The sequence below is a fragment of the Streptomyces sp. NBC_01537 genome (assembly GCF_045040445.1).
Taxonomy (GTDB): domain Bacteria; phylum Actinomycetota; class Actinomycetes; order Streptomycetales; family Streptomycetaceae; genus Actinacidiphila.
Genome location: NZ_CP109392.1, coordinates 9,122,783 through 9,137,568, shown reverse-complemented (window position 1 = coordinate 9,137,568; position 14,786 = coordinate 9,122,783). Strand labels below are relative to the sequence as shown.

Below are 14,786 nucleotides of genomic sequence, written 5' to 3'. Positions count from 1 at the left end.
ACTCCGGCTCGCGCCCAGCTGCGGCTCACGTTTCCCATCAGCCCCGCCGACGCGGAAGGCAACGGCCGGGCGGTGCTGCCGCCCTCGCCCAGCTCGCAGAAGGCGGATACATGAGCGATGCGGAGATGCTGATCACCACGGTCACCGGCACGCTGACCCTCGCCTACGGGGTACATCCGGCCGAAGTGACCCAGATTCCCGCAGGCACCGCGACGGTCAACTACCACGTCACCGACCAGACGGGCGGCGAGTGGTTCGCCAAGGTCTACCGCGACCGCACGGCCCTACCGCGCGAGCGGGCAGCGGTGGAGCTGGCCGAGTTCGCCCGCGCGGGCCACGTACCCGTCCCGGCCGTGCGCCGCACCCGCGAGGGCGATCTGATCGAGGAGATTGGGGAGCTGGCGATGTCCCTGTGGGAGTACGTCCCCGATGCCGTGACCGCCGAAGGCGGCCTCACAGCCAGGCGCTGGCCGGCGGTCGGAACGTTCCTCGGCCGGCTGCACCGCCGTCTCGCCGACCACCCCGCAGCCGCGCCCGCGCTCCGCCCCGCGACCGGGGTCTGCGACCTGGAGCGGGCCCGCAGCCGCTACGGCCGCCTGATCACCGAGTACGGCCGCCGGGGCGATCTCGGCCCGTTCGAGGCGTGGGCACTGGATGCCGCACGTCAGCGGCTGGCCCTGCTGGACCGCGCCGCCGTCATCCTGGCCGGACTGCCCGAGCTCACCGAGCAGATCGTCCACGGCGACCTCGCATCCCCCAATCTGCTCCTGCGGGGCGACCAGGTGGCCGCCGTTGTGGACTTCCAGCCCCCGCGGCCGCGCTTCCTGTCCTGGGAGATCGCCCGGATCGCCTGCGACCCGCGCACGGTCCTCCTCGGCGACCAGTGGCTGACCGGGCTCCCCGCACTCCTGGCCGCCTACCGGGACGAACACCCCAAGGCGCGCGTCGACGACCTGGTCTCCACAGTCGCCGTCGGCTGCGCCTACACGCTGGCCTCGACGTACCCGCTCGCCGAGCCGCTGGACAACCCGGGCGCGGTGGACGCGGCCCTTCAGAGGTACGGGCGGGCCCGGCATGAGGCGGCGCTGGTGCTGCTGAACCGGCTCGACGAGGCAAAGGAGGCACTGCGTGACAGCGTGCGATGAACCGGTCCCGGCCACGGCAGCCTCCCGCCCTGCGCCCACGGCGGCGGAGAAGACGGTGCGCCGTGATCTTTCCTTGTACAACAACGGGCTTGCGGTGGGGGTGTTGGGCGGGGCGGTCACGTCGGTGGCGCTGCCGTCCCTGGCCCTGTTCACGCTGAAGGCCACACCGATGGAGATGAGCGTCCTGTACGCGGTGCAGCGGTTTCCTCCGGCGGTGACCGCGCTGTTCGCCGGGGCGCTGGTCGACCGGCACCGCAAACTCCGGCTGCTGAGGTGGGGCAAGGTCGTCGGCGGCCTGCTGCTGCTCGTCGTGCCGGTGACGGCGTTGACCGGCTCCCTGTCGCTGGTGGTGCTGTGTGTCATCGGGTTCGCTCTCGCGGCGGTCAACGACATCTCCAGTACCGCCGGGATCAGCTATCTGCCCTCGCTGGCCCGGGGCAAGAGCCTTGCCGCCGCCAACTCCCGTATGGGCGCGCTGTTTTCGTTCACCGATGCGGCCGGGAGCTATCTCGCCTCCGGGCTGATCGCTGTGCTGGGCACCAGCCGGGCGATCCTCGCCGATGTCGCGTCCTACTTCATCAGCGCTGTCTGCATGGCGAAGATCCGCACCCCGGAGCCGCACCCCGAGGCCCGTCCGGCCGGCAGCACACTGCTACGCGAGATCAAGGAGGGGCTCGGCTACGCCCGCCGCCATCCGGTCATCCGGCCGCTCGTGCTCTCCAACACCGCGCTGGCGTTGGCGATGACCGCCTGGGACGTTCTCTTCCTGATCTACGTCGTGCGGCAGCTGCACTGGTCGCCGGTTGTCCTCGCTGTTGTCATGGGCTGCGCGAGTGTCGGCGGCGTCGCGGGGGCGCTGGCGGGACGACGGCTTGCCGAGCCGCAGGGCACCCGCTGGGGGGTCGGTCCGTTGATGCTGTGCGCGCTGGCGCTTCAGCCGCTCGTCCTGGCGCCGGTGCTCCTCGCGGGTCCCGGCCTCCTCTGGCAGATCGTCATCGGCGCGTGCGTCACCTGCCGCTTCGCGGGCGCGACCGCGCACGGCTCCAACCAGCGCTCGGTCCGCCAGAGCGCATGCGATCCGCAATACCAAGGACGCCAGCAGTCCATCGGCACCTGGATCACCTTCGGCCCGAGGTTCCTCAGCGCCCTCGGCGCGGGCGCGCTCGTCGGCGCCATCGGCCTGAAGCCGTCCATGACCATCGCCGCCATCGCCACGGCCAGCGGGTTCGTAGTCCTGCTGCTCTCCCCCGTCCGCCGCCTTCGGGCCATGCCAACCCCTGCTGGAGCAAGGCGGGCCGTGATCGACTCAACTTGATCGGTCGCAGCGATAAACGCAGGGCGCAGCCATCCTGAACGTCATCAGCTGGCCGAATCAGATCGCCGGTGATCGCCCATCGGTGACGCCATGTCAGTGCCGCATGCTGTCATACCCCGTGCGGATAACTGCCGTCCGCGACGGGAGGGGAACGCCCATGGAGCAACGCGTCAGCAACCGGGCCCGAGAGCGGGCACCACACCGTGCAGAGCCTCAGGGAGCGGGTGGGCGCCGCGGAGGGATGCGGCCGCGGTCCCGTATCCGGCTCGACCGGCTCAGCGCTCTTCGCCCCTCTTCCCTCCGCTGGGTCAGGTCCGTTCGCCGCGGCCCGGCGAAGCAGCGCGGGACGGTCGACCGCGCGCGCCACGTCCGGATGGTGGTGTGGCGAGCGGCGTACCGGGGTTCGGGTTGGTGCTTGGTCACGTTGAGCGTGTGCGTGCTCGGCCTGCTCGCCGGCCGGTGGACGGGCTGGTGGCCCTCGCCGTACCCGGACGCGGTCGACCTTGTCGGCGTGCCCGTTCTCCTCACGTACGCCGTGTGGATGCAGCAGCGCATCGACCGCGACAGGTGGAACGCCACCCACAAGGACAGCTCCTTGCCGGAGATGTCACTCGAGGACCTCGATGGCGTGGACCATGAGGAGTTCGAGTTCGCCGTGCGGGACCTGTTGCGGCGCGACGGCCTCGCGGCGGAGCGCGTCGGCGGGGCCAACGACGACGTATGCGACGTCCGCGGCGTCGACCTCGACCGTCGCATTTGGGCCGTGCAGTGCAAGCACCGCCGCGATGGGAGACGCGGCGACGCGGTCGATGTCCGCGTCGTCCGGGAACTGAAGGGCACGGCTGGCGAGGTGCACAAGGCCACATTCGCCCTGATCGTGACAAACGGGAAGTTCACCAGCAAGGCCGTCCCTTCGGCCCGGAGGCTCGGCGTCCACCTGGTCGACCGGGACCTGCTTGGCCAGTGGGTCTCCGGCCGTCCGTTGTGGGAATTGCTGCAACGTGTGCCGCCGCCACTACGCCACCCCGCGGACCGGCGCCGCGCGACCGCGTAGGCGGAGCTGTATCAACGACGCCGATCCACCAGTTCGTGCTCGGCCTCGGAGGAGCCGTCGTCTGCGAGGCCGGGAGATCCGCGTGTTCCAGCCAGGGACGACCGTCCAGTTCATCGACCTGCATGAGGATTGGGGCGCGCGACGGCATCGTCACCGGTGACCTCGGTGACGGCGAGGCCTCACAAGCTAGATCCGCGACTTGCGCAGCGAGTGCCACGCAGCTCCGGACAGGGCCAGCGTCGACCGAGGAGCCGAGAGTCGTTCGTGATCGCGGTAGAGCTTCCAGTTGTAGGGAATGAGCGCCAGCTTGTTCGATGAGAGCGATCCCGGCCGTTGTGCCCTGTATACCGCCAGCGGCTCCTGCAGGCCCCGAGCGGGAGTGCCATCACGCATGATCGACAACCACAATGCGTAGTCCTGCCGTTTGGGCATGTCCGGCATCAGCCTCGTGCCGAGGACGGAACGGTCGTACATAGCGGTCAGAGCCCCGATGTGATCTTGGATCAACATCTCTCGGTAGCCGACGCGCCCTCGCGCCTGCACCACACGTCCGTTCGGGATGAAGTCGGCGGCCTCACCGTCGTACTGAGCGTCCACCTTGTAGTAGGAGGTGAACGTCAGAGGCGCATCGGCCGTCGCAGCGAAAGCAAGCTGCTGCTCAACCTTGGTCGGGAGCCACATGTCGTCACTGTCGAGAAAGGCTACGTAGTCCCCCCGGGCGCGTTCCATAGCAAGGTTGCGTGCCCTGGCCGCGCCACCCTGCTCGGGCGCCGATTCCGGCAGGACGCGCTCGTCCTGCCGGACGAATTCCCTGAGCAGATCCATGGAGCCGTCGCAGGACGCATCGTCTGTGACCAGCAGCTCCACATCGGTGTGAGTCTGCGCAAGCACCGACCGGACCGAAGCACCGAGAGTAGCCGCCGAATTATGCACGGGCATCACGACCGAGACCAGCGGCACGGTTCTCCTCCAAGCCAGACCAACGACGACAGCGCCCAACCAATGTAGTCGGGAGCAGCTCTCGGTCGGGCAGCCCTGCACGCAGCCGTCATGTACCCAGGGCTTCGGCGTAGTCGGTAGGGGCCGGAGTCACCAACATCGCCGCCTGCCTCCGCCACAACGCTCGAAACCCGAGCCGACCTCTTCAGCTCCTCGGGCTCACATGATCACGAAACAGACATCGGCAGACTTCGCCGAAGCCCTGGAAGCCCCGTGAGTCGTCAGCGGCCTGCCGAATCTGGTGGATGGGTCGCTTTGCGGTACTGGAGAGTGCCTTGACCGATGGCCTCTCGTCTTCGGTCGTCCGTTGGCTGGACGGTCGAGTGCCCGGACCAAGACTGCGAGCCTTTGAAACAGCGAGCCTCTCATCAGGGCGCCCGCGACTACGGTGGCGCCGCCGCAGGCACGATGACCGTCTTCGGTTGGCCGACCCGCTACAACACGCGCGGCAGGCACTCCGCCAACGGGGACCTCAGCCGAACATCTGTGAAGCTCTGTTCCTCACCGGAGGTGGTAGATCAGATCTCGTCGGCAGGGTGCCCGGCGCAGGGAGGGTCTTGTCGATCTCCCTCAGGTCGCGGTGGATGGTCTTCAGGAGTTCGATCCGCTGCTGCAGCTGCGGCACGAGTTGCTGGATCTCGGCGACCGCCTGCCCAGGCTCGGCCGGTAGAACCGCGCGGGTCAACAGCAGCAGCTCCTCTCTGGCAGCTTCGACCAGGGCCGCGTGGGGCATGCGCACGATCACCGTGTAGGCGTCCACCTCCGAGATGCCCCATTGTCCGTCCTCCTCCCGGACTGCCCAGATGACGGACTGTGTCGACGGGGAGAGAGTGAGCTGGGTATCGGAGCCGATCATCGCGCTCAGGACGGGAAGGCCCATGCGGTCGTCACCGGCCAGGGCTGCGGCTTCCTCGGCCGTGGCGACCGCGAGACGCCAGGTCCCTGTGTGCGCGACTCTGCGGCGGGAGGAATTGTCGAGGTCCTTCATCGCCTTCTGCTCCACGGGGGTCGACGGCTCTTTCGTCCAGGCGTTGCGTACGCCGCCGAGCGGATCCTGCTCGTCGTCGTCTTCGTTGGTCCACCAGGTGATCACCACGAGCCGGCAGTCGGGCAGGCTCGCCGGGTACATGACGTGGCTGACCACATCCACGATCTCCCAGTTCAGCGCGGGCAGGGACATCTTGAAAACGTGGCCGTCGCGGTTGACGCTGTGCTCGTGGACCGTGTCCCAGATGTGGCGGACATCGGCGTCCTTGCAGACGTCCCCGATCAAGCCCAGCAGCTCAGGGTCCTCCCCGTTGCCGGCGAGCGCGTACTTCAGCAGCCGGACGTACGCCGCGGCGTGCTGGTGCCAGTTGTGGTACTGGGCCCGGGCCTCGGGGTGGGTCAGGGCCCAGCGTATGAGGTTGGCGCCGGGCTCCATCACCCACGGCCACCAGTCGGCCATCGCCTGGTTGTAGGCCAGGATGTTCCACTTGTTGTCGCACAGGTAGGTGGGGTCGGGCATCTGCTTGTCGATCAGAAGGCGCAGTGCGCTGCGTACCCGGGAGTCGCCGGCCGTCGAGGTGTCAGCGGTGTTGAGGTTGTTGTACAGCAGGAGCGCATGGTGTTCGTCGCGGTCCAGCCGGAGAAGCTCGGCCAGCGCGTCGCACTGTTCGCGGTCCAGGCGGCGTGTGGTCGCGCCCGCCTCCAGTCCGCGGTACCAGCGCTCTGACTTGGCGAGGACTTCCGCGACCTCGGCCTGGGTGACCGTGCGCCCCCGGCGTCGGCTGGCGGCCCTGCGCCAGGTGCGCAGTTGGCCACCGAAGCCCATGACCTGGCCCGCGTGAGGAGCCTGCCGCTGTCGGCCGTCGTCCCCCGGCGTCACTCCTGAGGGAGATGTTTTCTCAGTGTTTACTTTCTCGCCGGTGGGGTGGGGCCCATTTGCTCCCATGAGAGATCCGCCCTCTCGCACTCAGTGGTCCATGGGGATAGGAAGACGGGCGCCGTCGCCCTACCCAGAGGCATGGAATAGCGGGCTCAACGCTAATCAGCGTCACCCCTGCCACTGGCTTCTCGTAAACCATACGAGATTCCGAATTGATCTTGACCCGCCAGGATCAATAGCGGTTGTGACCGGGATCACATCCCCAACTCACGTGGGACCGAGCGCATTTCAACGTCACATCGCACGCGTTCATCCGCAAACCGGACATCTTGACCGGCAACTAATTTCCGGTTTTGCAACCGGCAAAAGATTGCCGCTTTTTCGTTCCGGCACCCATTCTCGGTTTCCGCGCCACGGGAAACCGGTTGACCGTGGACCTTTCGGGGCATCAATTTCCCTTTACGTTAACCAAGTTACTTGCCCGTAATCGATTCGAGGGGTCTCTCGCCCGAACTGTCTACGCGTGTCAACGGGGTGGTTTCCGCGCGTTGACGATGCCCTGTGATCGGGCTTAAATCCTTCTGACCAGCCAGTTCGGCGGAGCGATGTGGCTCGATGCGCAGGTGAGAGAGGTGAAGATCATCACCAGGGTACACGGGGTGATCCTTCTGCCGTCCGCATCGCGACTGGCCGCGGCGACGTCACGACGCGTGGGCCGCTGGTGTCAACTGCGACTTGTGGAGAGTTCTTTAGCTAAGTCTGGATCTTGACGCGGGGATCTGCTTATGTTCGTCGTCCCTCGCCGGGCAGCCCGCCCGGCTACGACGACGGCAAGGGAGTCATATGCGGAACGCGCGGACCTGCCGGGCAGGCTAAGCCCGGGAAAACAGCGGCGGCGCCTGAGAGAGGCAACTCTCAGACGCCGACCGCGAGATGGCACTCCTGCCCAGGCAAGGGCTGGAGATTGACCCACCAGTACCGCACCGGCCCTTTCCACGGGGCATACCGGCGCGGCTTCACTTCGAAGGAGAGTGTTGCATGTCGACTGCCCTGCGCAAAAGGCCCAAGTTTCTGGCCGGCGCGGCAACCTGCCCCCCTTCCGCCCTCCACCTCGCCCATCCGTGGTGGACAGGGCCGTTCCGGATCGGCAACGGGGACGCCTTCCGATGAGCTACCACGCCCGCGAATGGGTGTGGGACCACAGCGGCAGCAAGGGCACCGCTCGCATGGTCCTGGCTCTGATCGCCGACCGGTGCGTCGATGGCCGTTGCATCGCGTACGCGTCGGTCCCCACTCTCATGAAGCGCGCGAACGCGTCCCGGACCGCCGTGCGCGACGCCCTTGACAAACTGATCGCCGGCGGCGAGCTCGTGCAGCTCGACGGTCGCAAGGGACCGCGAGGAGAAACGTTCTACCACCTCCCGGTCGCGGCCCGGTTCCTCGCCGAGCATCCCGCCGAGGAGGACCGGAATCCGGCCCTCTCGGGACCGGATTCCGACCCCGGTGGGCCGTTTGAGACGGGGCCGGAATCCCACCCCGGGGACCGGAATCCGACCCCAGCGGGGACCGGATTCCGACCCGGACAGGGGCCGGAATCCGACCCCCAGAACGGTAGTGAACCGAAGGTGAACGGTCAGAGCAGTTCTGCTGCCTTCATCTCAGCCGCCGCGTGGCAGATCGACGACGAGACCCGCGCCTGGGCACAGCAGCAAGGTCACCTCGCCCGACTCGGCGAGCACGGCCTGCGCGCCGCCGACGAGAAGTGGCGCTCGTACCGGGCCACCTGGGCTCCCCGTCCCGCCGCGGCCTGGGCCGCCGACTGGCGGGCCTGGACCGCCCGCGAGCGCAGCCCCGCCCCCAGCCGCCCGAACCTCTACGCCCTCCCCGGCGGCGGCACCACCGCTTCGGCGGGCATGACGCGCGCCGAGGCACACACCGCCGCCCTGCTCGCCGCCCTCGGCGAACCGACCGGAACGGACTGACCGCCTTGGAACGCCGCGAAGTCGCCGCTGTCCTGGCCTACATCGGCCGCCTTGACCCCCGCACGATCCGCACCGATGCCGGTGAGGCCCGTGATCAAATCGCCCAGTGGTACGAGCTGCTCAGCGACGTGCCCTTCACCACCGACCACCATTGGGACGTCCGCGACGCGATCCGGGCACACATCCTGGACTCCCCCTACCCGATCCTGCCCGCCGACGTCGCCCGCCGGTGGCGGAGGTACCGTCGCGACCGCCTCCATCGGCACACTGACCCCACACCGGTCGCCAACCCCGACGACCCGGTCGCATGGCGTACCGAGTTGCTCGGCACTCGGCACGCCGTCGCCGCCGGAACGCTCGCGCCCTCAACGCACCGGCAGATCACCAGCGGCGGCCCGTCCCCGGACGTCGAAGCCCGCCTGCGCGCCATCGGATCGTGCATCCCACCGGCCGTCCGCACCGAACTCGCCCGCTACCGCCCATCTCGCGCCGTACGCGAAGCCGCCGTCGCCCAGGGACATCCCGACCCTTTGAGCGTCCGGTGTCCGTGGTGCCAGGCCGGCGAGGGCGAGCCCTGCCGCAGCCGGCGCATCGGCCTGGACGGCCATGCCCGGGGCAACGCCCCCCGCGTCACGCCGCACCCCACCCGCGCTGACCTCGCTGGGGCAGCACAGGCCCGGAAGGAGACCGCGTGATCATCTGCCGCCCGCTGCCGTGCACAACCCCGCCACCCGCGGCGCGCACCGGGTGTACAGGCCGCCCCGCTCGCTGACCGGCGTCCGCTGAGCCACCGCTGCCCGCAGCCGCTTCTCCCTCGGTGCGGCCAGAGCGCCGTGTCCCTGACCGCCTGGATGCCGCGTCTGCCGCACCCGACCGCGCTGACCGCCCACCCGCCCGATGAGGCAACTTCCGGAGCCTGCCTTGCGCAACATCACCACCAACGACACACCGTCGCCGTCCCTGCGCGGCATCGCCGACCGCAGCTGGCACGTCCGCGGCCTGTGCCACGGCATGCCGGCCGCCGACGCCGACGAGCTGTTCTTCCCCGCGCCACGCGATCACGAGGCCATCGCCGAGGCCAAGTCGATCTGCGGCCGGTGCCCGGTCAAGAAGGACTGCTTCAACCACGCCCTGGACAACGAGATCCGCCACGGCCTGTGGGGCGGACTGACCGAAGCCGAGCGCCGCCCCTGGCACGCCAAGGTCAACAAGCGCCTCGACTACAGCCGCGTCCGCGCCGCTCTCCAGGGCCGCGACGTCCACCTCAGCACCCCCGAACGCGACACCGTCATCCGCCACGCCTACCTGCGCGGCTGGAGTGCCGAGCGCCTGGCCTACCTGCTCCAGGCCGACCTCGACTGGATCCGCGACCTGCTGCGCCAGGCCGGCCACGCCATCACCGACCGCGACCGGTACTGGGACCTGTACGACGACGCGGAGGCCACTGACGACGACGCGGAAACCAGCGACGACAAGCACATCCCGGAGGACGACGAGACCACCTCGCCCGTCCCCCGCCAGGTGCACACCCAAGCCCTGATCACCGCGCTCGGAAAGGCCGCATGACCTACCTCGCCACTGTGCCCCTCCCCATCGCGCCCGTCGGGAGCCCGGGCCTCCTCGCGATCGGTGCCCTGTTGCTCGCGGTCGCACTGCTCCTGGCCGGATGGCTGCTCCGGCGGGGCCGGGTGCGCACCGGCAGCAAGCGGCGGCCTGGCACTCCCGCAGTCAGGGTCGCGGCCCTGGCCGCGGCGGGCTGTACCGCCTACAGCGCCGACACCAGCTGGCGGTTCGCTGCCGATTACCTGGACATGGGCAGCACTGCGGAGCGGGCGGCCATGTTCGCCGCTGCTGAACTCGCCTTGTTCGCCACCGCGTTGATGGCCCGCCAGAACCTCAACAGCCCACGAGGGACGCCGGGGCTGCCCGGGGTGCTGGTCTGGGTGATCACCGGGGTGCAGGCCATCCCGGCCTTCGCGGAGTCGGGTCCTGTGGGCGGAACCGTGCGAGCGTTCGTGGGCCCGATCATGGCCGCGATGCTCTGGCACCAGGCCATGGGAATCGAGCTTCGGCTTCACATGCCAGAGGCGGCCTCCCATGGCGTTCTCGCCAGCGCTGGCCGGGAGGTGCGCGAGCGTCTGCTCTCCCGTATCGGGATCGCCGAGCGCAATCGCGACGCCGCCCAGATCACCCGTGACCGGGCCACCGTCCGAGCCGTCGCTCTGGCCACCCGCCTGGCGGACAGGACCCCGAAGCGGCGGGGAAACTGGCGGGGCCGGCGGATCGCGCGTCGGCTGTCCGTGGCCATCGCGCGAGCCGCGGTGGGCACCGACCCTCAGCAGCGGCACGCACTCCTCCTTCAGCTCGCCGCACGTCGGCATGCCACAGCACTGGCAACCGTCAATCTGCCCTCGCCCTGGACGCAGTTCATCCCGGATGAGGAGGCCGACAGCGCCGACCAGACCGCCCCACATACTCCCCTCCCCCGCCAGCAGGCAGGTGCGGACCAAGCCACCCACCGACTCCGCGCCGTCCCCACCGCCGGTCCCCAAACGGACCGCTCGTCGGTCGGGGACCGTCCCGACGGGTACCACACGGGACCGTCCCAGCTGAAAGACGGGGACCAACATCCGGTCCCGGACCTGGTCCCGGACACGCGCGGAGCCCAGCCTTCGGCTGGGGACCGTCCCGCTGCGGACGACTCGGGCCCGGCTGACGGGACCAGCCCTCGGGCAACCGAGGACACGGATTCGGTCCCCCCTGAGCATGGGGACCGTCCCCGACCGGTCCCCGGGACCTACGAGTCAACGGGCCACGCGGCCGGGACCGCTGAATACGCAGGCGAAGAGGGTGCCTTGGGGACCGTCCCCGGGACGGCAAGCGTCGAAGGCCCTTCCGCAGCGGTCCCGGTCCCCGTCCCCGAGGACGGGGACCGGGACCAGACAGGCACGGTCCCCGGGACCGACACGAACGGGGACCGCCCACAACCGGTCCCCGCGAACGACGACGAACCCCGCCCCCACCCGGTCCCCAAGCCCAAGCCGAAGGGGAAGGGGGACCGGTCCCGAAACGGCAGGGGCAGACAGCCCCGGCTCTCCGAGGACGAGATCGTCGCCCGGATCCGCCCCCATGTGCCCGCCGTCCTGGAACGCGACGGCAACAGCGACATCACCCGCGTCCAGCTGCGGCAGATCATGCGCGCCCAGCGCATCTCCATCCGCAACGAACACCTGTCACCCGTCCTGCAGCGCCTGCGCAGCGAAACGGGCAGCAAGACCAGGAAGAGGAGCAGCGCCCGATGAAGACCTGCCCGCGCTTCACTCGCATCAAGTCCGGCTACGAACGGGACATCTCGTACCTGCGGAGCCACTCCGAACGTCACCAGGGCACCGCCCCGGCGAAGACCAGCGCGAAGAACGCGATCACCGTGAAGCGGAGCATGGCCAGAGCCCTGAACCGGCACTTCGAGCGCTGCCCCGAATGCGGCTGAAACCCGCATAGACGCAGGTCACCCGCCCGCACCTCGCACCGTTCGCTGCGGTGGCCCGGCACGGCACCGGGCCACCGCAGCGAACGTCGCCGAGGCCGACGCCTGGGCGCACGTTCTGGTCCGCTACCGGCTCCTGCACGCCGCCATCCCGGCCCCGAACGGCCAGTGGCTCATCCAGCACACCCACGAAGCACCGGTCCGCCTGCTCCACGGACCGGCCGCGATGGTCGAACTCGCCGCCGCGATCCAGTACCGAACCCGCTCCACGAGGACCCACAACTGATGACGAACCCGAACACACCCCCTGCCCACGAGACGGGTGAGCCGGACACCAACTCGACCTCAGGGCGAGCAAGTTGGGGCGGAAGCGTAGCTTCCGCCGGTCCCGCCCCCGAAGGGGCGGGACCGGACCTGCGCCAGGGGGCGCAGGTCCGTCAGGCTTCGGCCGAGGGCGGACCGAAGCCTGGACAGGGAGATGCGCGAGCCAACCGTCCCAGCCGCCGCGATCCAGCCGCACACCGAGCCCGTCAGCGACCCCGCCAGCCGCCCGCGAAGAAACGCCTCCACCAACCCAATACGCGCTTCAACGAAGAAGAGTTCGCCCTCGTCAAGTCCGCCGCCGCCCAGTGCAACCTGTCCGTGGCCGGGTTCCTCGCACGATCCGCCCTGAGCGCCGCACGCGATCTCCAGCACACGGCCGCCGAGATCGCCGACGAACGCGAAGTGCTTACCGCACTGTTCGACAGCCGCCGTCGGCTCGGCTGGGCCGGCAGCAACCTCAACCAGGCCGTCAAGGCGCTCAACTCCGGTGCCGAAGCCGCCGAACTGCGCCAGACCATTGCCGCTGTACGACGCGCTGCCGACCGCGTCCACGAAGCCACCTCGCAGCTCCTGCGGCGGCAGGGACCGGCGTGATCCCCAGCGTGCACAAGCCGGGCACCCGCACCATCGGCCTGCTCGCGTACCTGTACGGCCCCGGCAAACGCGAGGAACACGTCGACCCGCATCTCGTCGCGTCCTTCGACGGGTTCGCTCCTGATCCCGGACGCGACTCCTCGGCCACCCTGAAGGACCTTCAGCTGCTGCTCGACCAGCCGGTCCAGGCCCTGCCCGAGAACAGCAGGCCCGGCAAGCATGTGTGGCACTGCTCGGTGCGTGCTGCCGCCGACGACCGTCTCCTCAGCGATGACGAGTGGGGCGAGATCGCCCGCCGCGTCGTGGCCGCCACGGGCATCGACTCCGGAGGCGGCGAGCCGGCCTGCCGCTGGGCGGCCGTCCGGCACGCCGATGACCACATCCATATCGTCGCCACGCTGGTGTGCGAGGACGGAAGCCGCCCCGACGACTACCGCTCCGGCAAGCGCGCGCAGGCCGAGTGCCGACTCATCGAGAAGGAACTCGGTATCACCGCTGTTGCCGCGGGCGATGGCACCGCGGCTCAACGGCCCACCAGCGCCGAGCAGTACAAGGCCGAGCGGAAGAGCAGAGCGCGTACCCCGCGGGAGGAACTGCGCGAGACGGTCCGCCGCGCGGTGGCCGGCGTTGCCGGCGAGGAGGAGTTCTTCGACCGGCTCGCCGCCGCCGGACTGCTGGTCCGGCCGCGGCTGGCGCCGTCCGGTGATCTGCTCGGCTACACCGTTGCGCTGCCAGATGACCGCAACAAAGACGGCGAACCGGTGTTCTATTCGGGCTCCAAACTCGCCCCTGACCTGTCGTTGCCCCGGATCCGCGAGCGCTGGACCGGAGCCGCCGACCCTGGCCATAACGAAGACGTGCAACCGGCCCGAAGCCCTCGGTCTCCTGCGACCGGGCCGGCGTCCGCCCGCCGCCGTGCGGCCGGTGCAGCGTGGCAGGCGATGCTGGTCATCGATCACGGCGGCGATGGAGCGGTCGCCGCGCAGATCGCGGCGGCCGGCGAGGTCCTGGACGCGCTGGCCAAGACCTCCGCCGCCCACACCCGCCGCGAACTGCGCAAGGCTGCCTTCGCCTTCGAGCGGGCCTGCCGTTCTCACATCCGGGCCGAACGCGGGCACGACCGCGCCCTGCGGCAGGCTGCCCGCGACCTCATCTACAGCGGCCCGGCTCTGGGCCGCGGGGAAGACGGGGCCACCACGGCGATGCTGATCGACATGGCGTTCTTCCTCGTCATCGCCGCCGCGAACTGGCACGGCAAGAAGGAACACGCCCAGCAGGTCGCCGCCGCCCGCCAGGCCGCCAACCACCTGCGCGCCGCCTACCAGGCAGCCGCCGGCCACCCCATGGGCGCCCTCCACCAGCGGGGCCGCCACCTGCCCCCCACCCTCCAGCGCAAGCTCGCCGCCCACCTGCGCCGGGCGGTGCCAGAACTGGCCGAGCAGATCCTGGCCGAGCCCGGCTGGCACGCTCTGGCCGCCACCCTCGCCGATGCCGAAGCCGCCGGCCACGAACCCGCCACGCTGCTCGCCGAGGCCGCCACCCGCCGCGAACTCGGCACCGCCGAATCGGTCAGCGACGTGCTGGTGTGGCGGCTGCGACGCATCGCCGATCTGCCGGCCGATCCCACGCCCGTCCCGCCGGCCACAACGTCCGATGCCGCCCCGGTGCGAAGGCCGCGCACCACCCGCCCCGGGCGCGAGGGGAAGCGCCGGGACCGCTGAGGTGATGGAGCGTCCGACATCGAAAGCAGCGCCGACCACCGCCAGACGCAGATGTCGGGGCGGACCGTCGAGCCCCTGCAGGGCCATCGTGGCAGGCCGCTGGAGCGGCGAAAACCACGTGCTCGGATCCGCAGAAACCGGGCGCGACGGCCTGCGAGCTGTGCAGAAGAGCACAGGGGCGGTGAACGTGATCGTGCCCTGGAGACGGGCCGCGCGTAGCCACGCGTTCCGGTAGTGAGCCGCTGCAGTTTGGCCCCATAAAGCCGTAACCAGTTCGAGCACGGTTGCCGCCCCGGGA

12 protein-coding genes are annotated in these 14,786 nt (G+C 69.8%); 10 read left to right on the top strand and 2 right to left on the bottom strand.

All coding sequences use genetic code 11. The annotated features are described in order from the left end of the window. The first annotated feature begins 110 nt into the window (after positions 1-110). The 3 genes from OG607_RS41895 (at position 111) to OG607_RS41885 (ending at position 3,514) form a co-directional block, all read left to right on the top strand. Positions 111-1,145 (top strand): phosphotransferase enzyme family protein, encoded by a 1,035-nt coding sequence (locus tag OG607_RS41895; protein WP_405735056.1) that lies wholly within the window; start codon positions 111-113, stop codon positions 1,143-1,145. After that, on the top strand, positions 1,129-2,460 hold the full coding sequence (locus tag OG607_RS41890) for an MFS transporter (protein WP_405735054.1): 1,332 nt from the start codon (positions 1,129-1,131) through the stop codon (positions 2,458-2,460). Before OG607_RS41895 ends, OG607_RS41890 begins: the two co-directional genes overlap by 17 nt. 436 nt (positions 2,461-2,896) lie before the next feature. Next, the gene (locus OG607_RS41885; protein ID WP_405735052.1) at positions 2,897-3,514 is read left to right on the top strand and encodes a restriction endonuclease; all 618 of its coding nucleotides are present in this window, start codon (positions 2,897-2,899) and stop codon (positions 3,512-3,514) included. A 186-nt stretch (positions 3,515-3,700) separates the two neighbouring features. Here OG607_RS41885 and OG607_RS41880 read toward each other — a convergent pair whose 3' ends face one another. Together OG607_RS41880 and OG607_RS41875 are read right to left on the bottom strand one after the other, a co-directional pair. Then, complete coding sequence (locus OG607_RS41880; protein WP_405735051.1) at positions 3,701-4,474, bottom strand: glycosyltransferase family 2 protein; 774 nt, start codon at positions 4,472-4,474, stop codon at positions 3,701-3,703. A gap of 511 nt (positions 4,475-4,985) precedes the next feature. After that, entirely contained in the window at positions 4,986-6,326 is a 1,341-nt protein-coding gene (locus OG607_RS41875; protein ID WP_405735049.1) for a helix-turn-helix transcriptional regulator, read from the bottom strand. Positions 6,327-7,546: 1,220 nt separating this feature from the next. On the opposite strand from OG607_RS41875, the gene OG607_RS41870 reads away from it, so the two are divergent. From OG607_RS41870 to OG607_RS41840, 7 genes are all read left to right on the top strand, one after another. After that, positions 7,547-8,362, top strand: coding sequence for a helix-turn-helix domain-containing protein (locus OG607_RS41870; protein WP_405735047.1), 816 nt, complete (start codon positions 7,547-7,549; stop codon positions 8,360-8,362). 5 nt (positions 8,363-8,367) lie between these two features. Then, positions 8,368-9,057, top strand: a complete 690-nt coding sequence (locus OG607_RS41865; RefSeq protein WP_405735045.1) for a hypothetical protein — start codon at positions 8,368-8,370, stop codon at positions 9,055-9,057. Between the two features lie 226 nt (positions 9,058-9,283). After that, positions 9,284-9,928 carry a WhiB family transcriptional regulator gene (locus OG607_RS41860; RefSeq protein ID WP_405735042.1) on the top strand — a complete coding sequence of 215 codons (645 nt, stop codon included), beginning with the start codon at positions 9,284-9,286 and terminating at the stop codon, positions 9,926-9,928. After that, positions 9,925-11,664: a hypothetical protein gene (locus OG607_RS41855; RefSeq protein WP_405735039.1), complete on the top strand. Its 1,740-nt coding sequence runs from the start codon at positions 9,925-9,927 to the stop codon at positions 11,662-11,664. Before OG607_RS41860 ends, OG607_RS41855 begins: the two co-directional genes overlap by 4 nt. Continuing rightward, a complete protein-coding gene (locus tag OG607_RS41850) occupies positions 11,661-11,852 on the top strand; it encodes a hypothetical protein (RefSeq protein WP_405735037.1) in 192 nt (63 codons plus the stop codon). Before OG607_RS41855 ends, OG607_RS41850 begins: the two co-directional genes overlap by 4 nt. 639 nt (positions 11,853-12,491) lie before the next feature. Continuing rightward, complete coding sequence (locus OG607_RS41845) at positions 12,492-12,767, top strand: mobilization protein (protein ID WP_405735035.1); 276 nt, start codon at positions 12,492-12,494, stop codon at positions 12,765-12,767. Continuing rightward, positions 12,764-14,488, top strand: a complete 1,725-nt coding sequence (locus OG607_RS41840) for a mobilization protein (RefSeq protein WP_405735032.1) — start codon at positions 12,764-12,766, stop codon at positions 14,486-14,488. Before OG607_RS41845 ends, OG607_RS41840 begins: the two co-directional genes overlap by 4 nt. Positions 14,489-14,786: the final 298 nt, after the last annotated feature.

Bases quoted from the DNA above. Each gene is read 5' to 3' on its own strand.
- OG607_RS41855 (WP_405735039.1), top strand. From the start codon at position 9,925: ATGACCTACCTCGCCACTGTGCCCCTCCCCATCGCGCCCGTCGGGAGC.
- OG607_RS41875 (WP_405735049.1), bottom strand. From the start codon at position 6,326: ATGGGCTTCGGTGGCCAACTGCGCACCTGGCGCAGGGCCGCCAGCCGA.
- OG607_RS41870 (WP_405735047.1), top strand. From the start codon at position 7,547: ATGAGCTACCACGCCCGCGAATGGGTGTGGGACCACAGCGGCAGCAAG.
- OG607_RS41850 (WP_405735037.1), top strand. From the start codon at position 11,661: ATGAAGACCTGCCCGCGCTTCACTCGCATCAAGTCCGGCTACGAACGG.
- OG607_RS41895 (WP_405735056.1), top strand. From the start codon at position 111: ATGAGCGATGCGGAGATGCTGATCACCACGGTCACCGGCACGCTGACC.